At 68.5% G+C, this 21,185-nt stretch carries 21 protein-coding genes; 10 read left to right on the top strand and 11 right to left on the bottom strand.

All coding sequences use genetic code 11. The features are described from left to right. Positions 1–16 precede the first annotated feature (16 nt). Both ACSFA5_RS11750 and ACSFA5_RS11745 read right to left on the bottom strand, forming a co-directional pair. Complete coding sequence (locus tag ACSFA5_RS11750) at positions 17–1,357, bottom strand: heavy metal sensor histidine kinase (RefSeq protein WP_435444210.1); 1,341 nt, start codon at positions 1,355–1,357, stop codon at positions 17–19. After that, positions 1,354–2,031: a heavy metal response regulator transcription factor gene (locus ACSFA5_RS11745; protein ID WP_435436568.1), complete on the bottom strand. Its 678-nt coding sequence runs from the start codon at positions 2,029–2,031 to the stop codon at positions 1,354–1,356. The genes ACSFA5_RS11750 and ACSFA5_RS11745 overlap by 4 nt, the downstream gene beginning before the upstream one ends. Before the next feature lie 161 nt (positions 2,032–2,192). Here ACSFA5_RS11745 and czcI point away from each other — a divergent pair, with 161 nt between their 5' ends. The 4 genes from czcI (at position 2,193) to ACSFA5_RS11725 (ending at position 8,644) form a co-directional block, all read left to right on the top strand. Further along, positions 2,193–2,567 carry a cation efflux protein, CzcI family gene (gene czcI / locus ACSFA5_RS11740; protein WP_435444209.1) on the top strand — a complete coding sequence of 125 codons (375 nt, stop codon included), beginning with the start codon at positions 2,193–2,195 and terminating at the stop codon, positions 2,565–2,567. Positions 2,568–2,665: 98 nt separating this feature from the next. After that, a complete protein-coding gene (locus ACSFA5_RS11735; RefSeq protein ID WP_435444208.1) occupies positions 2,666–3,997 on the top strand; it encodes a TolC family protein in 1,332 nt (443 codons plus the stop codon). Between the two features lie 18 nt (positions 3,998–4,015). Further along, positions 4,016–5,443: an efflux RND transporter periplasmic adaptor subunit gene (locus ACSFA5_RS11730; RefSeq protein ID WP_435444207.1), complete on the top strand. Its 1,428-nt coding sequence runs from the start codon at positions 4,016–4,018 to the stop codon at positions 5,441–5,443. Positions 5,444–5,452: 9 nt separating this feature from the next. Beyond that, positions 5,453–8,644, top strand: a complete 3,192-nt coding sequence (locus ACSFA5_RS11725) for a CusA/CzcA family heavy metal efflux RND transporter (RefSeq protein ID WP_435444206.1) — start codon at positions 5,453–5,455, stop codon at positions 8,642–8,644. A 41-nt stretch (positions 8,645–8,685) separates the two neighbouring features. Here ACSFA5_RS11725 and mog read toward each other — a convergent pair whose 3' ends face one another. Together mog and yjgA are read right to left on the bottom strand one after the other, a co-directional pair. After that, a complete protein-coding gene (mog, locus tag ACSFA5_RS11720; protein ID WP_435444205.1) occupies positions 8,686–9,276 on the bottom strand; it encodes a molybdopterin adenylyltransferase in 591 nt (196 codons plus the stop codon). Positions 9,277–9,424: 148 nt separating this feature from the next. Beyond that, positions 9,425–10,081: a ribosome biogenesis factor YjgA gene (gene yjgA, locus ACSFA5_RS11715; RefSeq protein WP_435444204.1), complete on the bottom strand. Its 657-nt coding sequence runs from the start codon at positions 10,079–10,081 to the stop codon at positions 9,425–9,427. A gap of 115 nt (positions 10,082–10,196) precedes the next feature. Between yjgA and pmbA the strand changes: the two genes are divergently transcribed. Then, complete coding sequence (pmbA, locus tag ACSFA5_RS11710; protein WP_435444203.1) at positions 10,197–11,567, top strand: metalloprotease PmbA; 1,371 nt, start codon at positions 10,197–10,199, stop codon at positions 11,565–11,567. A 41-nt stretch (positions 11,568–11,608) separates the two neighbouring features. Here pmbA and ACSFA5_RS11705 read toward each other — a convergent pair whose 3' ends face one another. Next, positions 11,609–12,514 carry a LysR family transcriptional regulator gene (locus ACSFA5_RS11705; protein ID WP_435444202.1) on the bottom strand — a complete coding sequence of 302 codons (906 nt, stop codon included), beginning with the start codon at positions 12,512–12,514 and terminating at the stop codon, positions 11,609–11,611. Between the two features lie 113 nt (positions 12,515–12,627). Here ACSFA5_RS11705 and ACSFA5_RS11700 point away from each other — a divergent pair, with 113 nt between their 5' ends. After that, positions 12,628–13,383, top strand: coding sequence for a sulfite exporter TauE/SafE family protein (locus tag ACSFA5_RS11700; protein ID WP_435444201.1), 756 nt, complete (start codon positions 12,628–12,630; stop codon positions 13,381–13,383). 13 nt (positions 13,384–13,396) lie between these two features. Here ACSFA5_RS11700 and ACSFA5_RS11695 read toward each other — a convergent pair whose 3' ends face one another. From ACSFA5_RS11695 to ACSFA5_RS11670, 6 genes are all read right to left on the bottom strand, one after another. Next, positions 13,397–13,876, bottom strand: a complete 480-nt coding sequence (locus ACSFA5_RS11695; protein WP_435444200.1) for an NUDIX domain-containing protein — start codon at positions 13,874–13,876, stop codon at positions 13,397–13,399. Beyond that, a complete protein-coding gene (locus ACSFA5_RS11690) occupies positions 13,876–14,325 on the bottom strand; it encodes a GatB/YqeY domain-containing protein (RefSeq protein ID WP_435444199.1) in 450 nt (149 codons plus the stop codon). The genes ACSFA5_RS11695 and ACSFA5_RS11690 overlap by 1 nt, the downstream gene beginning before the upstream one ends. 108 nt (positions 14,326–14,433) lie before the next feature. Next, positions 14,434–14,646 carry a 30S ribosomal protein S21 gene (rpsU, locus tag ACSFA5_RS11685; RefSeq protein WP_007833691.1) on the bottom strand — a complete coding sequence of 71 codons (213 nt, stop codon included), beginning with the start codon at positions 14,644–14,646 and terminating at the stop codon, positions 14,434–14,436. Between the two features lie 110 nt (positions 14,647–14,756). After that, entirely contained in the window at positions 14,757–16,001 is a 1,245-nt protein-coding gene (locus ACSFA5_RS11680) for a BaiN/RdsA family NAD(P)/FAD-dependent oxidoreductase (protein WP_435444198.1), read from the bottom strand. Next, positions 15,998–16,786, bottom strand: coding sequence for a YaeF family permuted papain-like enzyme (locus tag ACSFA5_RS11675; RefSeq protein ID WP_435444197.1), 789 nt, complete (start codon positions 16,784–16,786; stop codon positions 15,998–16,000). Before ACSFA5_RS11675 ends, ACSFA5_RS11680 begins: the two co-directional genes overlap by 4 nt. Then, positions 16,786–17,916: a sterol desaturase family protein gene (locus ACSFA5_RS11670; RefSeq protein ID WP_435444196.1), complete on the bottom strand. Its 1,131-nt coding sequence runs from the start codon at positions 17,914–17,916 to the stop codon at positions 16,786–16,788. Before ACSFA5_RS11670 ends, ACSFA5_RS11675 begins: the two co-directional genes overlap by 1 nt. 148 nt (positions 17,917–18,064) lie before the next feature. On the opposite strand from ACSFA5_RS11670, the gene ACSFA5_RS11665 reads away from it, so the two are divergent. The 4 genes from ACSFA5_RS11665 to ACSFA5_RS11650 are packed head-to-tail and all read left to right on the top strand — an operon-like array spanning position 18,065 to position 21,166. After that, positions 18,065–18,898 carry a transporter substrate-binding domain-containing protein gene (locus ACSFA5_RS11665; RefSeq protein WP_435444195.1) on the top strand — a complete coding sequence of 278 codons (834 nt, stop codon included), beginning with the start codon at positions 18,065–18,067 and terminating at the stop codon, positions 18,896–18,898. Between the two features lie 9 nt (positions 18,899–18,907). Next, positions 18,908–19,705 (top strand): amino acid ABC transporter permease, encoded by a 798-nt coding sequence (locus ACSFA5_RS11660; RefSeq protein ID WP_435444194.1) that lies wholly within the window; start codon positions 18,908–18,910, stop codon positions 19,703–19,705. 1 nt (position 19,706) lies between these two features. Beyond that, positions 19,707–20,477 (top strand): amino acid ABC transporter ATP-binding protein, encoded by a 771-nt coding sequence (locus ACSFA5_RS11655; protein WP_435444193.1) that lies wholly within the window; start codon positions 19,707–19,709, stop codon positions 20,475–20,477. A gap of 11 nt (positions 20,478–20,488) precedes the next feature. Next, entirely contained in the window at positions 20,489–21,166 is a 678-nt protein-coding gene (locus ACSFA5_RS11650) for an aspartate/glutamate racemase family protein (RefSeq protein ID WP_435444192.1), read from the top strand. The last annotated feature ends 19 nt before the right edge of the window (positions 21,167–21,185 follow it).

Below are 21,185 nucleotides of genomic sequence, written 5' to 3'. Positions count from 1 at the left end.
GGCTCGCGGCGGCGGCTCAGTCCCCGCGCCGCACCGTGAAGCCGATGCGCGTCTCGCCGCCCTGGCTGGCCGCGAACACGCGCCCGCCGTGCATGCGCGCAATGGCCTCCACTATCGACAGGCCCAGGCCGTGGTGCCGCGTGGAGCCGTCGCGGGCGTGCGCGGCGCGATAGAAGCGCTCGAACAGGCGGGGCAGGGCCGCCGGGGCTATCGGCTCGCCCCGGTTGACCACGGCCACGGAGAACTCGTTCGCGTTGTCTTCACGGAACTCGCCGATCTCGATGCGCAAGGTCGAGGCCGGCGCGGCGAAGCGGATCGCGTTGCCCAGCAGGTTGAACAGGGCGCGCCGTATCAACGCGGCGTCCACGTCGGCCGTGGCGTCGCCCCGCACCTCGGCGCGCAGGCCGGCTTCTTCCAGCATGGCGTCGTAGAAGTCGATCACGTCGGCGGCCTGCGCCGCCAGGCCGGTGACGGCCCGCGTGCGCATCGGCCCGCCGCGCTCGGCCTGCGACAGAAACAGCATGTCGGTGACGATGCCCGACAACCGCCCGATCTCCTCGAGGTTGGACGCGAGCACCGTCTGCAGTTCCTCGTTGCTGCGCGGGCGCGTGAGCGCCAGTTCGGTCGAGCCGCGCAGGTTGGCCAGCGGCGTGCGCAGCTCGTGCGCCACGTCGGCATTGAAAGACTCCAGCTGCACGTAGGCCCGCTGCACCCGCAGCAGCAGCGCGTTGAACTGCGTGATCCAAGGGCGAAGCTCTTCGGCGAAAGCCATGGCGTCGATGGGCTGGTTGGCCTTGTCGGGTGCCATGGCGGCGGTGCGGTCGGCCAGCGCCCTCAGCGGGCGCAGGCCGCGGCGCACCAGCCACATGCCCGTGAGCGAGACCAGCGCGGTGCCCAGCACCACGGCGCCCAGCAGTGTCCAGGCCAGGCGCTGCAGCAGCCGGGCTTCCTGCGCCATGTTCACGCCGAGCTGCACCGACAGCTGCAGGGCCGTGCCGCCTTGCGTCCAGGGCACCTCCAGGTCGCGCCGCATCCATTGGGCGTTGGGCACGGGGGCCGACTGGAAGAGCTCGCGCCCCGCGTGCGAGATGCGCAGCGACACGTCGTCCTGCATGGAGAAGAAGTCGTCCAGCTTGTGCCGCAAGAACACCAGGTCGCCGCCTTTTTCGGCCTCCTGCAGCAGGTGCTGAACCAGCACGGCCTTCTGGTTGATCTCGTCTTCCTGCTTCTGCGCGAAGCTCCATGCCGTGACCATGTACACCGCCAGGCAGATCACGCTCAACCCGAACAGGGTCTGCACCGCGAACCAGAGCGACAGCCGCCGCTGCAGCGAGTGCCGGTGCGGCCGCGGGCTCATGCCCAGGAGCGGTCTTCGAGCACGTAGCCCATGCCGCGCACCGTGTGCAGCAGCTTCACGTCGAACGGGTCGTCCAGCTTGCTGCGCAGGCGGCGGATGGCCACCTCCACCACGTTGGTGTCGCTGTCGAAGTTCATGTCCCACACCTGCTCGGCGAGCGTGGTGCGCGACAGGATCTGGCCGCGCCGGCGCAGCAGCACGACGAGCAGCGTGAACTCCTTGGCCGTGAGCTCCAGGCGGGTGCGGTTGCGTGCGCACTTGCGGCTGATGAGATCGACCTCGAGGTCGGCCAGCCGGAGGTGGGTCGATTCCTGCGGCTTGCCGCGCCGCAGCAGCGCCTGCACGCGGGCCAGCAGTTCGGAAAACGAGAAGGGCTTGACGAGGTAGTCGTCCGCGCCTTGCTGCAGCCCCTGCACGCGGTCTTCGACCTTGTCGCGCGCGGTGAGCACCAGCACGGGAACGTTCTTCGTGCGGCGTATGGCCTGCAGCACGCCGAAGCCGTCGATGCCGGGAAGCATCACGTCGAGCAGGACCAGGGCGTAGTCGCCCTCCGTGGCGAGGTACTTTCCTTCGATGCCGTCGCGGGCGATATCCACGACGTATCCGTTCTCTTCGAGCCCCTTCTTGAGGTAATCGCCGAGCTTGGGCTCATCTTCAATGACCAGAATTCGCATCCAGAGATGGTAACTAAATACTCTTGATATGTTGATTACGATTTAGTCATCCTATTGACGGACAAATGCGGGCCCTGGTGTCATACATTGCGCCGGGCCTGCGGTTTGCAGGGGCTTTGGCGCAAGTCGCGCCGAAGGCCGTCGATATACTTTTTGCCTCCATGCGCCGCTGGCTCCTCATCTTTCTGCTCGCCCTCTTGCCGCTCCAGCTCAGCTGGGCCGCGGCATCGGCGTACTGCCAGCATGAGCGCGACACGCAGCCCGAGCACTGGGGCCACCACGAAAGCGAAGGCCGCGGCACCGACCGCAGCCACAGCGGCGAGGGCGCGCAGAAAAATTCGAGCACCCAGCCCAACGCCGTGGTCGGCTACTGCGCGGTCTGCCATGCGGGCTGGGCGCAACATGCCGACGCATCGACCGAGCCCGCGCTGGCCGTGGCCCGCGCGGCCCAGGTCCTGCGCGCCGCGCCGGGCGAGCGCTTCGCCTCGCACATCGCCGACGTTCCAGTGCGTCCCGATTGGTCTCTCGCCCTCTGATTCGGCGAGAGAACACACACACCTTCTGATCTTCATCGTCAGCTGAGCTTTTCTCGCCGAATTCGTCCGTCCGTTGTTTCGCAACCCAGGAGAATTCGATGCGCACGCTCTTCGTGCCGCTGGCCGTTTTGGCCATGGCGGCGCCCCCGGTTTTTTCGCAGGTCGTGCAGACCTCGGCCGGCTCCCCTTACCCGTCCTCCCGCGCGGCCGCCCGCATGCTGGAGCCCGCTGGCCCGCTGAACCTGCAGGCCGCGCTCGCCATGGCGCTGCAGGCCAGCCCGGGCCTTTCCGCCGCATCGCGCGAGCAGGACGCCGCCGAAGCCGCCATCGTGCAGGCCGGCGCCTGGCCCAACCCCACGCTCGACGCGCAGGTGGAAGACCTGCGCCGCGACAACCGCACCACCACGCTGCTGCTGAGCCAGCCCCTCGAGCTGGGCGGCAAGCGCGCGGCGCGGGTGACGGCGGCCGAGCGTGCGCGCGACCAGGCCGCTTCGGCGCTGGACGCGCGCCGTGCCGAGGTGCGCGCGGCCACCGTCACCGGCTTCTTCGAGGTGCTGACCGCGCAGGAGCGCCTGCGTCTTGCGCAGGATTCGGTGAGCCTCGCGCAGGCCGGCACCCGCGCGGCCACTAACCGCGTGGCCGCCGGCAAGGTCTCGCCGCTGGAAGAAACCAGGGCGCGCGTGGCCGAGGCGGGCATTCGCGTCGAACTGCTCCAGGCCGAAGGCACGCTGCGCTCCGTGCGCCAGCAACTGGCCGCGCTGTGGGGCAACCCGGCGCCGCGCTTCACGCAGGTGGACGGCGCGGTCGACCAGCTGCCGGCCATGGCGTCGGCGCAGGACGTGCAAAGCCGCCTGGCCGCCGCGCCCGTGGTGCGGCAGGCGCAGCTCGAGGTCGAGCGCCGCCGGGCGCTGTCCGAGCTGGAGCAGGCCAAGCGCATGCCCGACGTGACCGTGTCGCTGGGCGCCAAGCGCGTGCCCTCGTCCGAAGGCGACACGGGCGGCGGGCGGCGCAACCAGGTGGTGGTGGGCCTGTCGATTCCGCTGCCGATCTTCGACTCCAACCGCGGCAACGTGGCCGAGGCCCTGAGCCGCGAAGAGAAGGCGCGCGACGAACTGGCCGCCGCCGAACTGCAACTGGGCGCCGACGTGGCCCAGGCCACCGAGCGCCTGGGCTCCGCGCGGGCCACCGCCCAGACGCTGCAGAGCGACGCGCTGCCCGGCGCCGAGACCGCCTACAAGGCCGCGACCAAGGGCTTCGAACTCGGCAAGTTCAGCTTCCTGGAGGCGCTGGATGCGCAACGCACGCTGTTCCAGGTGCGTGCGCAGTACCTGCTGGCATTGGCCGACGCGCACCGCGCGGCCGGCGACCTCGACCGGCTGCTGGGCCGCCACGGCGACGACATCTCGCTCGCGACACCCGTCGCGCGCTGACAAGGAATCTCACACACCATGAACGCACAAGAACGCAAACCCGTGGCCGAGCGCGTCGGCAAGAAGCAGTGGATCGCCATCGCGGTGGTCCTCGTCGTGGGGCTCGGCGCCGGCGCGATGATCCTGCGCACCTCGCCCGCCAAGCCCGAGGCGGCCGGTCATTCGGAAGCGGCCGGGCACGGCGACGGCGAGCACCATGAAGAGGGTGAGGCGCACGGCAAGGAGGCCGGCAAAGAAGGCGCCAAGGAAGCCGGCAAGGCAGCGGACAAGGACCACGACCACGATCACGGCGAGGCCGCCGGCCATGCCGACAAGGAGCACCACGCGCAGGGCAAGAAGCAGGAAGGCGGCACGCAAGGCCAGGACGCATCCGCGCAAGGCAAGGAGGGCGGCGCGCACAAGGAAAGCGAGGAAGGCGAAGAAAAGATCGCCTTCACCGACGCGCAGGTCAAGGCCGCCGACATCGCCATCGCCAGCGCCGGCCCCGCGCGCATCAAGCTCGCGCTGCAGCTGCCCGGCGAGATCAGGTTCAACGAAGACCGCACGGCCCACGTGGTGCCGCGCGTGGCGGGCGTGGTCGAGGGCGTGTCGGCCGACCTGGGTCAGGAGGTCAAGCGCGGCCAGGTGCTGGCGGTGCTGTCGAGCCCTTCGCTGTCGGAGCAGCGCAGCGCGCTGCAGACGGCGCAGCGCCGGCTGGCGCTGGCCCGCACCACCTACGAGCGCGAGAAGAAGCTGTGGGAAGAAAAGATCTCCCCGCAGCAGGACTACCTGCAGGCCGAGCAGGCCATGCAGGAGGCCCGGATCGAGGTGGCCAACGCCAACCAGAAGCTGCTGGCGCTGGGCGCCACGCCGGGCTCGGCCGCGCTCGGGCGCTACGAACTGCGCGCGCCCTTCGACGGCATGGTGGTCGAGAAGCACATCGCGCTGGGCGAGTCGGTGAAGGAAGACGTCAACGTGTTCACCATTTCCGACCTGTCGAGCGTGTGGGCCGAGATTGCCGTGGCTGCCGGCAACCTGAACCTGGTGCGCATCGGCGAGCCGGTGATCGTTCGCTCCAGCGCCTTCGACCAGACGGCCGCCGGCAAGGTGTCGTACGTGGGCTCGCTCATCGGCGCGCAGACGCGCACCGCCACCGCGCGCGTCACGCTGACCAACCCGCAGCGCATCTGGCGCCCGGGCCTGTTCGTGAACGTCGAGCTCGTGGCCTCCGAGACGGACGCGCCCGTCACCGTGTCTGCCGAAGCGATTCAAACGGTGGAAGACAAGCCCACTGTGTTCCTGCGCGTGCCCGGCGGCTTCGTGCCGCAGCACGTGCAGACGGGGCGCAGCGACGGCAAGCGGGTAGAGATCGTCGGCGGCCTCGCGCCCGGCGCCGCCTATGCCGCGAGCGGCAGCTTCGTCGTGAAGTCGCAGCAGGGCAAGAGCTCGGCCACGCACACGCACTGAGGACACCGCATGTTCGAACGCATCATCGGTTTTTCCATCGCGCAGCGCTGGCTCGTGCTGCTCGCCGTGCTCGGCATGGCGGCGCTCGGCGTCTTCAGCTACCAGAAGCTGCCCATCGACGCGGTGCCCGACATCACCAACGTGCAGGTGCAGATCAACACCGCCACGCCCGGCTACTCCCCGCTGGAGACCGAGCAGCGCGTGACCTACCCGATCGAGACCGTCATGGCCGGCCTGCCGGGCCTGCAGCAGACGCGCTCGCTGTCGCGCTACGGCCTCTCGCAGGTGACGGTGATCTTCAAGGACGGCACCGACATCTACTTTGCGCGCCAGCTGGTCAACGAGCGCATCCAGTCGGCGCGCGAGAGCATGCCCAGCGGCATCTCGCCGGTGATCGGGCCCATCTCGACCGGCCTGGGCGAGATCTACCTCTGGACCGTGGAGGCGGACGAGGGCGCGAAGAAGGCCGACAGCAAGCCGTATTCGCCGACCGACCTGCGCGAGATCCAGGACTGGATCATCAAGCCGCAGCTGCGCAACGTGGCCGGCGTGACCGAGATCAACTCCATCGGCGGCTACGCCAAGGAGTTCCAGATCGCGCCCGACCCGGCCAAGCTGCTGGCCCACGGCCTGAGCATGACCGACCTGGTCACCGCACTGGAGCGCAACAACGCCAACGTGGGCGCGGGCTACATCGAGAAGCGCGGCGAGCAGTACCTCATTCGCGCGCCGGGGCAGGTGAAGTCGGCCGAAGACATCGGCAACGTCATCCTGGGCAATGCAGGCGGCATTCCGCTGCGCGTGCAGGACGTGGCCGAGGTCGGCATCGGGCAGGAACTGCGCACGGGCGCGGCCACCGACAACGGCCGCGAGGTGGTGCTGGGCACGGTGTTCATGCTGATCGGCGAGAACAGCCGCACCGTGTCGCAGGCGGTCGACAGGAAGATGCAGGAGGTCAACCGCACGCTGCCCGCGGGCGTGAAGGCCGTGACCGTGTACGACCGCACGGTGCTGGTCGACAAGGCCATCGCCACGGTGAAGAAGAACCTGTTCGAAGGCGCGGTGCTGGTCATTGCGGTGCTGTTCCTGTTCCTGGGCAACATTCGCGCGGCGCTGATCACGGCGCTGGTGATTCCGCTGTCGATGCTGTTCACCTTCACCGGCATGGTGAACCAGAAGGTCAGCGCCAACCTCATGAGCCTGGGGGCGCTGGACTTCGGCATCATCGTGGACGGGGCGGTGGTGATCGTGGAGAACTGCGTGCGGCGCCTCGCGCATGCGCAGGCGAAGCACGGGCGCCCGCTCACGCGCAGCGAGCGCTTTCACGAGGTGTTCGCGGCCTCGCAGGAGGCGCGGCGCCCGCTGCTGTTCGGCCAGCTGATCATCATGATCGTGTACCTGCCGATCTTTGCGCTCACGGGCGTGGAGGGCAAGCTGTTCCACCCGATGGCTTTCACCGTGGTGATTGCGCTGGTGGGCGCGATGATTCTGTCGATCACCTTCATTCCCGCGGCCGTGGCGCTGTTCATCGGCAACAAGGTCAGCGAGAAGGAAAACCGCTTGATGGTGTGGGCCAAGCGAGGCTACGAGCCGCTGCTGGCGCGCGTGATGCAGGCCAAGGCGCTGGTCATCACCGTCGCCGTGGTGGCCGTGGTGCTGTCGGGCCTGCTGGCCACGCGCCTGGGCACGGAGTTCGTGCCCAGCCTGAGCGAGGGCGACTTCGCGATCCAGGCGCTGCGCATTCCGGGCACCAGCCTCACGCAGTCGGTGCAGATGCAGAAGCAGCTGGAAAGCACGCTGAAGGCGAAGTTTCCGGAGATCGAGCGCGTGTTCGCGCGCACCGGCACGGCCGAGATCGCGTCGGACCCGATGCCCCCGAACATCTCGGACGGCTACATCATGCTCAAGCCCGAGAGCGAGTGGCCCGTGACCGATGGCGCTTCACGGCGGCGCAGCCGCGCCGAGCTGCTGACGGCCGTGCAGGAAGAGGTGGAGAAGCTGCCGGGCAACAACTACGAGTTCTCGCAGCCCATCCAGCTTCGCTTCAACGAGCTGATCTCGGGCGTGCGCAGCGACGTGGCCGTGAAGATCTTCGGCGACGACATGGACGTGCTGAACCAGACGGCGGCCGAGGTGTCGGAAACGCTGGGCAAGATCCCCGGCGCGGCCGAGGTGAAGGTCGAGCAGACCACCGGCCTGCCGATGCTCACCGTGAACATCGACCGCCAGAAGACCGCGCGCTACGGCCTGAACGTGGGCGACGTGCAGGACGCTATTTCCATCGCCGTGGGCGGGCGCGAGGCGGGCACGCTGTTCGACGGCGACCGGCGCTTCGACATCATCGTGCGGCTGCCCGAGCACCTGCGCACCGACCTGGAAGCCATCAAGCGGCTGCCCGTGGCGCTGCCCAAGGGCGCGGGCGCCGAGGGCCTGCGCACCAGCTTCATCCCGCTGGGCGAGGTGGCCACGCTGGACATCGCGCCCGGTCCCAACCAGGTGAGCCGCGAAGACGGCAAGCGCCGCATCGTGGTGAGCGCCAACGTGCGCGGGCGCGACCTGGGTTCCTTCGTGGCCGAGGCCGAGCAAGCCATGCGCAACGTGAAGATCCCCACCGGCTACTGGACGGTGTGGGGCGGCCAGTACGAGAACCTGGCCTCGGCCACCGAGCGGCTGCAGGTGGTGGTGCCGGTGTCGCTGCTGCTGGTGCTCACGCTGCTGTTCGCGATGTTCGGCAACCTGAAGGACGGCCTGCTGGTGTTCACCGGCATTCCGTTCGCGCTCACGGGCGGCATCGTGGCGCTGTGGCTGCGCGACATTCCGCTGTCCATCTCGGCGGCGGTGGGCTTCATCGCGCTGTCTGGCGTGGCGGTGCTCAACGGGCTGGTGATGATCTCGTTCATCCGCAACCTGCGCGACAACGGCCTGCCGCTGGACGCGGCCATCCGCGAAGGCGCGCTCACCCGGCTGCGCCCGGTGCTGATGACGGCGCTGGTCGCCTCGCTGGGCTTCGTGCCGATGGCCATCGCCACCGGCACCGGCGCCGAGGTGCAGCGGCCGCTGGCGACGGTGGTGATCGGGGGGATTCTTTCCTCGACTGCGCTGACGCTGCTGGTGTTGCCGCTGCTGTATCGCATGGCGCACCGGCGCGAGGAGGACGAGGTGCGGGACGGGCAGCAGGCGGCCACCGTGCAGCCGACCTGATTTGCAGCCGCGCGGCGCGGCTCAGACCTGCCCGCGCGCCTTCAGCGGCTTTGACGGATGGCCGATTTGGGCCTGAAGGCCTTGCAGACCGCGTCGTCGGTTTCCAGGTACGGCCCGCCGATCAGGTCGATGCAGTAAGGCACGGCCGCGAAGATGCCGGGCACGAGCTGGGTGCCGTCGGCATCCTTCAGGCCTTCGAGCGTTTCCGCGATGGCCTTGGGCTGGCCGGGCAGGTTGAGGATCAGGCTCTGGCCGCGAATCACCGCGACCTGGCGCGACAGGATCGCGGTGGGCACGAAGCGCAGGCTGATCTGGCGCATCTGCTCGCCGAAGCCGGGCATTTCCTTGTCGGCCACGGCCAGCGTGGCCTCGGGCGTCACGTCGCGCAGGGCGGGGCCGGTACCGCCGGTGGTCAGCACCAGCGCGCAGCCGGCGTCGACGAGTTCGATCAGCGTGGCGCTGATGCGGGCCGCTTCGTCGGGGATGAGCCGGGGTTCGAATTCGATCGGGTTCTTCAGCGCACGGGCCAGCCAGTCTTTCAGTGCGGGCAGGCCCTTGTCTTCGTAGGTGCCGCTGGAGGCGCGGTCGCTGATGGAGACGATGCCGATGCGGACGGGGTCGTGTGTGTTCATGGTGTTGGGGTTCCTCCTTCCCCTTCCGGGGGAAGGTGGGGATGGGGGCAAGCGGCGCCGGTGACGCCATGGCGGTTCGAAGGCCGTCGTGCCCCCACCCCGGCCCTCCCCCGGGAGGGGAGGGAGAAAGACAGGAAGCTCGCGCGTCTCACGCGTCCTCTTCGCGATCCTGCGCCGCGGCCGCCGCAGCATGGTCGTCGCCGCCGTGCACGGCCAATTGCTGGCGCACCAGCTGGAAGATCTCGCGGTAGGCCTTGCCCTGGCGCGGCGCTTCTCCGGCCGGGCCGGTCTTCATGTCCTTGCGGGCCTGGCGCACCAGCGCGCGCAGCTGCTGCGAATCGGTGGCGGGATGGGTTTCGATCCAGCCGCCCAGGGCGTCGTCGTCGCCGATCAGGCGGTCGCGCCAGCGTTCGGCCTCGTGCAGGGCGGCGGCCTCGGCGGCCGGCACGGTGTTCTGCTCGGTCAGGGCCAGCTTGACGGCCTCCAGCGTGGGCTCGTCAAGCTTGCGCATGAGCTTGCCGATGAACTGCATCTGCCGGCGCTTGCCCTCGAAATTGGTGATGCGCTTGGCTTCAGCCACGGCATCGACCAGTTTTTCGCTCAGCGGCAAGGCCTCGAACAGTGCGGCGCGCAGGCCGAGCAGTTCCTCGCCGAGCTTTTGCAGTTCGTCGCTTTCGCGCTTGAGATCGGTGCGGCTGGATTCGTCGGTGCCCTTGAGCTCGCGCTTGAGCTCCAGGTCGAGTTCGCTGCCTTCGGCGACGAACTGGCCACGGACGAAATAGCCTTTTTTGGGTTTGCGGGACATGAGATGGATTCTGGGCCGCACCGTGCGGCGTTGCAACGCATGGAATGCGTGCAATGGGCAGTGGGAAGCTGGGGGGTGAACGTGAAACAGGGGGCGCAAGTATCATAGCCACCACATGACGACATCCTCCTCGCGCGCCGATTCCGGCTTCGCCTACAGCCGCTCCTTCTTCGAAAACCTGGTCGACACGGCCTTGGCGCATGCCAAGAAGCTCGGTGCCACCGACGCGGGGGCCGAGGCCTCCGAGGGCTGCGGCCTGAGCGTGTCGGTGCGCAAGGGCGAGCTGGAAAACGTCGAGCGCAACCGCGACAAGTCGCTGGGCATCACGGTCTACGTGGGCCACCGCCGCGGCAACGCCAGCACTTCCGACTTCTCCGAGGCCGCCATCCGGCAGACCGTGCAGGCGGCTTACGACATTGCCCGCTTCACCGCCGAAGACCCGGTGAGCGGCCTGCCCGACGAGGCCGATATCGCCAAGGAACACCCCGAGCTCGACCTGTTCCACCCCTGGGACGTGACGAGCGAGCAGGCCGCCACGCTGGCGCTGGAATGCGAAGCGGCGGCCCTGTCGACCGACAAGCGCATCACCAACAGCGAAGGCGCGGGTGTGTCGGCCCAGCAGAGCCACTTCTTCAGCGCCCACACGCATGGCTTTCGTGGCGGCTATGCCAGTTCGCGTCATTCCATTTCGGTGGCGCCCATCGCCGGCAAGGGCAGCGGCATGCAGCGCGACGCCTGGTACAGCTCCATGCGCGCGGCCGACGAGCTGGCCAGCCCGCAGGCCGTGGGCCGCTACGCCGCCGAGCGCGCGCTCAGCCGGCTGAAGTCGCGCAAGATCAAGACCACCGAATGCCCGGTGCTGTTCGAGTCGCCGCTGGCCGTGGGCCTGCTGGGCGGGCTGGTACAGGCCGTGAGCGGCGGTGCGCTGTACCGCAAGAGCACCTTCCTGCTCGATTCGCTGGGCAAGCCGGTGCTGCCCAAGCACATCGACATCGCCGAAGACCCGCATGTGATGCGCGGCAAGGGCAGCTCGCCCTTCGACGACGAAGGCGTGATCACGCGCGCCCGCAAGGTGGTCGATGCAGGCCGCCTCGAAGGCTACTTTCTCTCGACCTATTCGGCCCGCAAGCTGGGCATGAAGACCACCGGCAACGCCGGCGGCTCGCACAACCTGACGCTGAGCTCGCGCCTCACGAAGCACGGCGACGACCTCGACGCCATGCTCGCCAAGCTGGGCACCGGCCTGTTCGTGATCGAGCTGATGGGCCAGGGCGTGAACTACGTGACCGGCGACTACTCGCGCGGTGCGAGCGGCTTCTGGGTCGAGAAGGGCCGCATCGCCTTCCCGGTGGAAGAAATCACCATCGCCGGCAACCTGAAGGACATGCTCATGGGCATTCAGGCCATCGGCGCGGACGCCTACACCTTCGGCGCCAAGACCACGGGATCGATCCTGGTCAACCGCATGAAGATCGCCGGCAGCTGAGCCGGCCGATCTGACGCGAACGCCGGGCTCGCGGGCTCGTGCTAAGGGGCTTCCGGCGCATCCAGCAGGTGCTGCAGCATGCGCTGTGCATTGAGCGGCAGCGCTTGCGACGCGCGCACGCACGCCAGCAAAGTGCGCTGCGCCCACGCCTCGGCCAGCGAGGCGCGTGCGATCTTCATCGTGCGGGCGCAACGCGCGGCCGCGGTCTGCGGCACGATGCCCACGCCGATGCCTTGCTCGACCATGCGGCACACGGCCTCGAAGTTGTGCACGCGCACGCGGTACGACAGGTGCCTCCCCAGCGAGCGGGCCTGCGTGGCGACCAGCTGCTGCAGCGCGCTGTCGGCGGGCAGGCCCACGAACTCGATGTCGGCCACCTCGACCACCTCGGCCAGCGTCACACGGCGGCGCCCGGCCAGCGCATGGCCGCGCGGCATCACGAGCACGAGGTCGTCGCGCCGGAACGCATGGCATTCGAGGCCCTGCGTGTCGATCGCGTCCGAGACGATGCCGATGTCGCACAGCCCCGCGCGCAGCGCCTCGACGGTGTCGGGGCTGGGGCGTTCCTCGAGGTCTATCGACACCCGCGGGTGCTGCGCCAGGAAGCGCGCGAGCACCTCGGGCAGGTGCTCGGTCAGCGCCGAGGTGCCGCACATGAGGCGCACATGGCCCTTCAAGCCCTGTCCGTACTCGCCGAGCTCGCCGCGCAGGCGCTCCATCTGCTGCAGCACGACGCGCGCATGGTGCAGCAGCGTGCGGCCGGCTTCGGTGGGGCGCACGCCTTGCGCGTGGCGGGTGAGCAGCGGTGTGCCCAGTGCGTCTTCCATGCCGCGCACGCGCTGGCTGGCGGAGGCCAGCGTCATGTGCGAACGAGCGGCGCCGCCGGTGAGGCTGCCGGCTTCGGCGACGTTCAGGAAGAGCCGCAGGTCGGTGAGGTCGAATCGCATGGTGCGGCGCAGTGTGCACCAGCAGCACCGTTCGCAGCCTCAGCCGCAGCCTGAGGCCGGCTCCGCGAATCCCGCATTTCCAGGCGCGCCGTTGCCCGGCAGACTCCGCCGCGATGACGCATTCGAACGACATGACGAGTTTCTGGGCCGCTGCCACGGCGGTGTTCCTGCTGGCGGGGGTGATCAAGGGCGTGATCGGGCTGGGGCTGCCCACGGTGTCGATGGCGGTGCTCGCCCTGTGGATGCCGCCGGTGCAGGCCGCGGCGCTGCTGATCGTGCCTTCGCTGGTCACCAACCTCTGGCAGACCGGGCCGCGCGCCACCTTCATGCCGGTGCTGCGGCGCATCGGCGGCATGCAGGTGGGTGTCGTCATCGGCACGTTGGGCGGGGCGCTGTGGCTGGGGGTGCCGGCGGGGGCGTGGGCTTCGGTGGCGCTGGGCGTGGCGCTGGTCGTCTACGCCGGGTGGAGCCTGACCGGACGCCAGGCGCACGTGAGCGATGCACAGGCGCGCTGGCTCGGGCCGCTGGTGGGCATGGCCACGGGGTTGGTCACGGCGGTGACCGGGGTGTTCGCGGTGCCGGCAGTGCCGTACCTGCAGGCGCTGGGCTTCGAGCGCGATGCGCTGATCCAGGCGATGGGCATCTCGTTCACCACCTCGACGGTGGTGCTGGCCGTCGGGCTGGCGGGGAACGGCGGCTATCCGATGTCGGCGGTGGGGGCGTCGTTCGCGATGCTGGTGCCGGCCGTCGGCGGCATGCTGCTGGGAACATGGCTGCGCAAACGGCTGCCGGTGGCCGTCTTCCGGCGCTGCTTTTTGATCGGGCTGGCGCTGCTGGGGCTCTACATGGCCACGCGCGCCCTGGCGTGACGACCAGGCTTGCTCAGGCGGCGAGCAACAGGGCCGCGCGCACGCGCTCGATGGTCTGGCGGTAGGGCAGGGCGAAGTCGCTGATGGCGTCGCCGGCTTCGAGCCAGCTGAACAGGAACACCAGGCCTTCTTCCTCGGGGCTGCCGGTGGCCGTGTGCGCGAAGGTCTCGGGCACGTCGACAAGCTGGCCCTCGGCGCGCATCAGGAACAGGTGCCACAGCTGCGGGTGGCGGTGGGTGTTGCCCTCGACGCCGGCTTCGCATTCGCGCTGAAGCGTGCCCAGCGATTGCAGCGGGCCCGCGTAGGCCAGGCCCGACTCCTCGAGCAGCTCGCGCCGCACGGCCACCTCGGGCGACTCACCCGGCTCGATGGTGCCCTTGGGGAGCTGCATGTTGCCGTCCTCGGGATGGCGAAACACCAGCAGCCGGCCCCGCGCGTCGACCAGGCAGGCGCAGGCCTTGAGGATCGGGGCGGTGGTGCCGGTGGCAGTCATCAGGCGCCCGTCAAGGCGGCCTTGACCGCTGCGCTGACCTGGCCCATGTCGGCCTTGCCGGCCAGGCGGGTCTTGACCACGCCCATGACCTTGCCCATGTCGCCGGGGCCGCTGGCGCCCAGCTCGGCCACGATGGCCTTCACCGCGGCCACCGTCTCGTCGGCGCTCATGCGCTGGGGCAGGTAGACCTCGAGCACCTTGATCTCGGAGGCTTCCTTGTCCGCCAGGTCGGCGCGGCCACCCGTGGTGAAGGCGGCTATCGAGTCCTTGCGCTGCTTGACCATCTTGTCGACGATGGCCACGACCATGGCGTCGTCGAGCTCCACGCGCTCGTCGACTTCCTTCTGCTTCAGGGCCGCGAGCAGCAGGCGGATGGTGCCCAGGCGCTCGGAGTCCTTGGCGCGCATGGCCGTCTTCATGTCTTCGGTGATCTGTTCTTTGAGTGTCATTCGCAACCTTTCGGAAAAAACAAAAGCCGCGGCAGGTTTCCCTGGCGCGGCTTGGGCAACGAGGCGCTGGCGGAGACTTTCGTCGCGGCCAGCTGCCCTGGACGTTGCTTAGTACAGCTTCTTGGGGAGCTGCATGCTGCGCACGCGCTTGTAGTGGCGCTTGACTGCAGCGGCCTTCTTGCGCTTGCGCTCGGCGGTCGGCTTTTCGTAGAACTCGCGGGCACGCAGGTCGGTCAGCAGGCCGAGCTTTTCGATGGTGCGCTTGAAACGGCGAAGTGCGACGTCGAAGGGCTCGTTTTCTTTAACGCGGATGGTGGTCATTGATGAATCGTTGAACTGAAGTTGGCTCGGGGAGATCGAGGCCCAAAGCCGGGGTTCCTCAACTGAAAACTTTTTGCGGCCGTTGAGGGGAGGCCAGAGTTAGCCCGCGATTATAGCGCGGTTGCGCACGCATGGGCGCTTGCCCATGCCCATTGAAAGTTGTATCCGCCCAACCAACCCGTGACATCCACCACTTCGCCGATGAAAAACAGGCCCGGTTGCTTCGATTCCATCGTCTGGGAGGACAAATCGCGGGTATCGACGCCGCCGGCCGTCACTTCGGCCTTTTTGTAGCCTTCGGTGCCGCTGGGCGTGATCTGCCAGTGCGCAATGCGTTCCGACAGCGCCGCCAGCGCCTTGTCGGCCGCTTCGTTCACCGGCCGTTGCAAAGCCGGGTCTTGTCCGACCCAGGCGTCCGCAAGCCGTGAAGGCACCAGCGAGGCCAGTTCGTTGGCGATGCGTTTCTTCGAGCGGAGCTTGGCCTCGCCCAGCGACGCGATCACGTCCACGCCCGGCGCGAAGTCCAGCGTCAGCGGCGTGCCGGGCTTCCAGTAGCTCGAAATCTGCAGCACCGCCGGGCCCGACAGGCCGCGGTGGGTGAACAGCAGGTCTTCGAGGAAGCCCATCTTCTCTTTCCTGGCGCCGGTCTCGATGCGCACCGGCAGCGCCAGCCCCGCAAGTTCTGCATACGGCGCCCAGGCGTCGCCGCCGAAGGTCAGCGGCACCAGCGCCGGTCGCGGCGTGACCAGGCGCAGGCCGAACTGCTCGGCGATGCGGTAGCCGAAGTCGCTCGCGCCGATCTGCGGAATCGACAGCCCGCCAGTGGCGACCACGATCTTCGATGCCTCGACGACCCCGCGGTCGCTCTCGATTCGATAGCACCCCACGCCCGCCGAATCAGCGTGAGCGGCAGAAAACGTGATCTTCCCGACCTTGCACGGCTGCCAGCGCTCGACCCCGCCCGCGGCGCATTCGGCCAGCAGCATGTCGACGATTTGCTGCGAGGAGCCGTCGCAGAACAGCTGCCCCTTGTGCTTCTCGTGGAAGGCGATCCCGTGCTTTTGCACCAGTTCGACGAACTGCTGCGGCGCATAGCGCGACAGCGCCGAGCGGCAGAAATTCGGGTTGTCGCCGATGAAGTGGCGCTGCGGCGCGCGCACGTCGAGGTCGCGGTTGGTGAAGTTGGCCCGCCCGCCGCCCGAGATGCGGATCTTCTCGCCCACCTTCTCGCTGTGGTCCACCACCAGCACCTTCAGCCCGCGCTGGCCGGCCACGCCGGCGCAGAACAGCCCGGCGGCGCCGGCACCGATCACGACGACGTCGAAGCGGGCGGCTGGAGCAGGCGCGGCGCTCAAGGCCCGTCGGCCGCCAGCAGCGGCGGCGGGTTGTATTTCAGGTGGCCCACGTAGCGCAGCGGCTGCGTGGCGGCAATCGAGGGCACGTCGCCCTCGCGCATGTGCAGCAGGTCGGCCGGGCTCACCCAGCGCGGGTCTGCGCTGGTGATCGGCAGGCCGGCCTGCTTGTAGGCTTCGAGCACGAACTGCGAGCAGAAGAACTGGTCGTTGCGGCTCGCGCCCAGCTGCACCATGGCCATGCCGGTCATGCAGTAGTTGCTGATGGCGCCGGGCACCAGCGGCAGTTCGCACAGGCGGCGGTTCAGCACGAAAGGCGCGTTCAGCAGCACGCCCACGGTGTTGTAGCGCGCGCCCACCTGCGACATCGCCCATTCGCGCAGGCGACCGGCACCGGCTTCGTTGACGCCAGGCACGCGAAACGCCACCACCATCTGCTCCTCGTCGACCACCTCGGCCAGCGGCCGCGCGCGCACGCCCGTGCCCACGGCTTCGGCGATCTGGCCGTCGCCGAGGTACAACACGGCGTGGCTCACCGGCGAGAAGGTGCCCAGGCGGATGCCGAAGGAGTTCACCGTGGCGATCGAGGTCAGCAGGATGTCGCCAGGTTCCAGCGCGTCGGCGGCGATGAGCTCGCCGCCGTTGCCCGGTGCGATGACCGAGCTCTGCACCCGCAGGCGCAGGCCGTTGTCCTTGCTTGGCAGGTCGAGCCGGGTGGCGCAGGCCGAGAGCAGCAGGGCGGCGCCCGCCGCGGTGATGACCGCGGCGGTCTTGAGAGCGGCGCGCATCAGCCCTTCCAGACGAACGGAAACTTCAGCTGCTTGAAGAAGCCGTTGGGCACGTAGTCGCCCAGCACGCCGTACTTCTCGGGCCAGAGCTTGGTGGTCTTCACGGCCGTGCCGAAGAGGTAGTCGAGAAAGGCGTAGTGCGCCGCATAGTTCTTGTCGAGCGCCTCGATGTCCTGGCTGTGGTGCCAGTGGTGGAAGTTGGGCGTCACGATCAGGTAGCGCAGCGGGCCCAGCCGCACGCTCACGTTGCAGTGGTTGAACACCGCCTGGAAGCCGACCACCACGATGTACGCGTCGATCACTTCCTTGCTGAAGCCCAGCACGTAGATGGGCGCCAGCACCAGCGTGCGCGTGATCAGCAGCTCCAGGATGTGCTGGCGCGAGCCGGCCATCCAGTCCATGCTTTTGACGCTGTGGTGCACCGCGTGCAGGCGCCACAGCACGGGCACCTCGTGGTAGGCGCGGTGGGTCCAGTACTGCACCAGGTCGGCCACCAGAATGATCAGAAGAATGCCGGCCCAGAACGGCAGGTTGCCCACCCAGCCGCGGATGCCGTCGTTGGCGGCCCAGCCGAAGAGCTTGTGCACCATCAGGTTGGTGGCCAGCAGCACGAAGCCCACGATCATGTGGTTCACCACGAAGTGGTGGAAGTCGGTTTGCCACTCTTCGCGGAACACGGGCTGGTCCTTGCGCAGGGCGAAGAGCTTCTCGATGAAGATGAAGATCAGCGACGAGCCCAGCAGGTCGAGAATGAACCAGTCCAGCCCGATGTACGGCGTGTTGTCCGCGAAGTCGTGCACCGGCACCTTGTGGCCACCCAGCAGCGCCGAGGCCGCCACCAGCAAAAACGCGGCCGACGAGAGCCAGCGCGAGCGGTTGAAGATGATGTTCACCAGCGACAGCCCGCCGGAGACGACCAGCGCCACCAGCAGGATGTAGCGCATCACGTCGACGTTGTAGCTCTTGCGCAGCTCGGGCGTGGTGAGGTACTGCGGAAAGTGAAAGGCCAGCACGCCAAGGAAGCACAGGATGGCCAGGCTCAGTGCGATGGTGCCGGTGACCAGGCCCTGGCCGCGGCGCAGTTCGCCGTGGTTCTGGGTGAAATCGTTGAGTTTGTCGATGTCGAGCATGGAGCCCCCTCGGGGTTGCGTTGTGTTTGTTGTGCGGCGGATTTTAGGTCGCGCGGGCCTCCCCGGGGCGCCTCCGGCGCGCAAGGGGATGCCTTGGAACACAATCGTCGACCTTTGTACATTGGCAAACTAATTGCTTGGAGTGGTCGTGACCATCAAACGAAATTTCATTCGCGCCCTCGTGGCTGCCGTCGCCGCCTGCACCCTCGGGTCGGCCTTTGCCCAAGCCCAGGAAAGCTCGCTCGCGCGGGTTCAGCGCACGCATGTGCTGCGCGTCGGCGCCATCGCCGGCGCCATTCCGTATTTCGCCAAGGACCCCGGCACCGGCAAGTGGGAAGGCTTCGGCCCCGACTTCAGCGAAAGCCTTGCCAAGAGCCTCGGCGCCAAGGTCGAGTACGTCGAGACCACCTGGGGCAATGCGGTGCTCGACCTGCAGTCCAACAAGATCGACGCCATGTTCGGCCTGGCCCCGTCGCCGCAGCGCGCCGCCATGGTCAACTTTGCCGACACGCTGTTCGAGAACACCTACACGGTGGTCTGCAAGAAGGGCGTGCCGCAAAAGAGCTGGGAGCAGCTGAACACCCCCGACACCAAGATCGTGGTGGACATCGGCTCCAGCCACGACCAGCTGGCCCAGCGGGTGCTGCCGAAGGCCGACGTCACCCGTCTGGAGAACTCCGGCGCCGCCACCATGTCGCTGCAGGCCGGCCGCGCCGACTGCCAGGTGCTCGTGATCCTGCTGGCCGAGCCGCTGCTGGCCAAGCGTCCGGGCCTGGGCACGATGTACGTTCCGCAGCCGGTCTACACCGCGCCCGTGAGCATCGGCCTGCGCAAGGACACCGACCCCGGCCTGCAGAAAGCCGTGAACGCCTGGCTGGCCGAAGAACGCTCCAAGGGCGAAGTCCGCAGCGTCATCCTGAAGAACATGGAAAAGCTCGCGGGCGTGCCGGCCAGCGCCTTCCCGCCCGAAATCAAGTTCTAAGGGGGCGTCATGGACCTCCACGATCCCGCGAGCGGGCCCACCGGCCGCTCACGGCTCGGCACGGCCTTGCTGCTCGCGTGCGGGCTCGCCGGCGTCTGGGCCGCGGTGCGCCACTTCTCGGGCGGCGCCTCGGGCACGGCCTACGACTGGGACTTCAGCGTGCTCTGGACCTACCGCAGGCTGCTGCTCATCGGCCTGGCCTACACGCTGGTCTTCACCGTCGTGTGCGTGGTGCTGGGGCTGCTCGTCGGCCTGGCGACGGGGCTGGGGCGCCTGTCGCGCAACCCCTGGGTGTCGGCGCCGATTCGTGCCTACATCGAGGTGTTCCGCTGCACGCCGGTGCTGGTGCAGCTCGTGTGGTTCTACTACGCGCTGCCGGTGCTCACGGGGCTGGAGATCTCGGCCGTCGTGGCCGCCACGCTGTGCCTGTCGCTGTACGGCGGCGCCTTTTATTCCGAGATCGTGCGCGGCGGCATCATTTCCATCGACAGCGGCCAGGTCGAGGCGGCCCGCGCGCTCGGCATGACACGCCTGCAGCTCATGCGCCGCGTGGTGCTGCCGCAGGCGTTCAAGCGCATGGTGCCCCCGCTCATGAGCCAGTCGATCATGCAGCTGAAGAACACCTCGCTGCTGTCGGTGCTGGCCGTGCCCGACCTGCTCTACCAGGGCCAGGTGATCGCGCACGAAACCTACCGTCCGCTGGAGCTCTACACCTTCATCGCGGTCGCCTACTTTGCGGTGCTGCTGCCCGTCACCATCTGGGCCAAGCGCATGGAATTCGGCGCCGGGCCGAAGGAAGAAGTCTGAAATGCCCCAGCCCTTGATCCAGATCAGCAACCTCAGGAAGGCCTTCGGGCAGAACGTGGTGCTGAAAGACATTTCGCTGCAGGTCGAGCGCGGCCAGGTGGTCGCGATCATCGGGCCCTCGGGCTCGGGAAAATCGACGCTGCTGCGCTGCATCAACCTGCTGTCGGTGCCCCAGGGCGGGCGCATCACGGTGGGCGAGCAGACCATCGAGTTCAACGGCGTGCACACCACGCTGCCCAACGAGCGCGCGCTCGCACGCTTTCGGGCGTCCACGGGCATGGTGTTCCAGCACTTCAACCTGTTCCCGCACATGACGGTGCTGCGCAATGTGATGGAGGGTCCCGTCACCGTGCTGAAGACGCCCAAGGCGCAGGCCGAGGCCGAGGCGCGCGCGCTGCTCGCCAAGGTGGGCCTGCTCGATCGCGCGGACTACGTTCCCGACAAGCTCTCGGGCGGCCAGAAGCAGCGCGTGGCCATTGCGCGCGCACTGGCCATGAAGCCCGCCGTGATGCTGTTCGACGAGGCGACATCCGCGCTCGACCCCGAACTGGTCGGCGAGGTGCTCGGCGTCATCAAGGGCCTGGCGAAGGACGGCATGACCATGATCCTGGTGACGCACGAGATCGGCTTCGCGCGCGAGGTGGCCGACCAGGTCATCTTCATGCGCGACGGCGTGGTCGCGGAAAGCGGGCCGCCGGAGGTGGTGATCGACAACCCGCGGCAGGCGTCCACGCAGGCTTTCCTGGGCCGCTTCAAGGGCGTGGCGGCCTAGTGGCGGGCGCTGTGCGCAACGCAGCGCCCTTCCTCGGCGTGCTGATGCTCGACACGCGGTTTCCGCGGCCGCCGGGCGACGTGGGCAACCCGGCGACTTTCGAGCGGCACGGCATGGCCGTGCGCCTGCTCACGATCGAGGGCGCATCGCCCGAGCGCATCGTGAAGGAGGCCGACCCCTCGCTGCTGCAACCCTTCGTCGACGGCGCGCTGCGGCTGGCCGGGGAGGGCGCGGCCATGCTCACCACCAGCTGCGGTTTTCTCGCGGCGTACCAGCAGGTGCTGGCCCGTGCCGTGGCTGTTCCCGTGGTCACGTCGAGCCTGCTGCAATGCCGGGCGTTCGCGCGGCCGGGCATCCTGACTTTCGACGCGGCGTCGATGCGCAAGGCCATCCTCGATGCGGCCGACGTGCCGCCGAACACACCGGTGCAGGGCGTGCAGCCGGGCTGCGAGTTCCATCGGCGCATCTTGAACAACGAGGCGCGGCTCGACCTGGCGCAAGCCGAACGCGACGTGGTCGATGCCGCGCGCCGTCTCGTGGCGCTTCACCCGGGGGTCGAAGACATCGTGCTGGAGTGCACCAACATGCCGCCTTACCGCGACGCCGTCGCGCGCGCCACGGGCCGCCGTGTGCACGACATCGAGACGCTGCTGGTGGCCCGGTGGGCTGGCGGCGTCGCGCGCCCTTAGTCCCCCGCCGCTTGCCTCC

It is taken from the genome of Variovorax monticola, assembly GCF_051216855.1.
Lineage (GTDB): Bacteria > Pseudomonadota > Gammaproteobacteria > Burkholderiales > Burkholderiaceae_C > Variovorax.
This window is presented reverse-complemented; position numbering and strand designations above follow the sequence as displayed.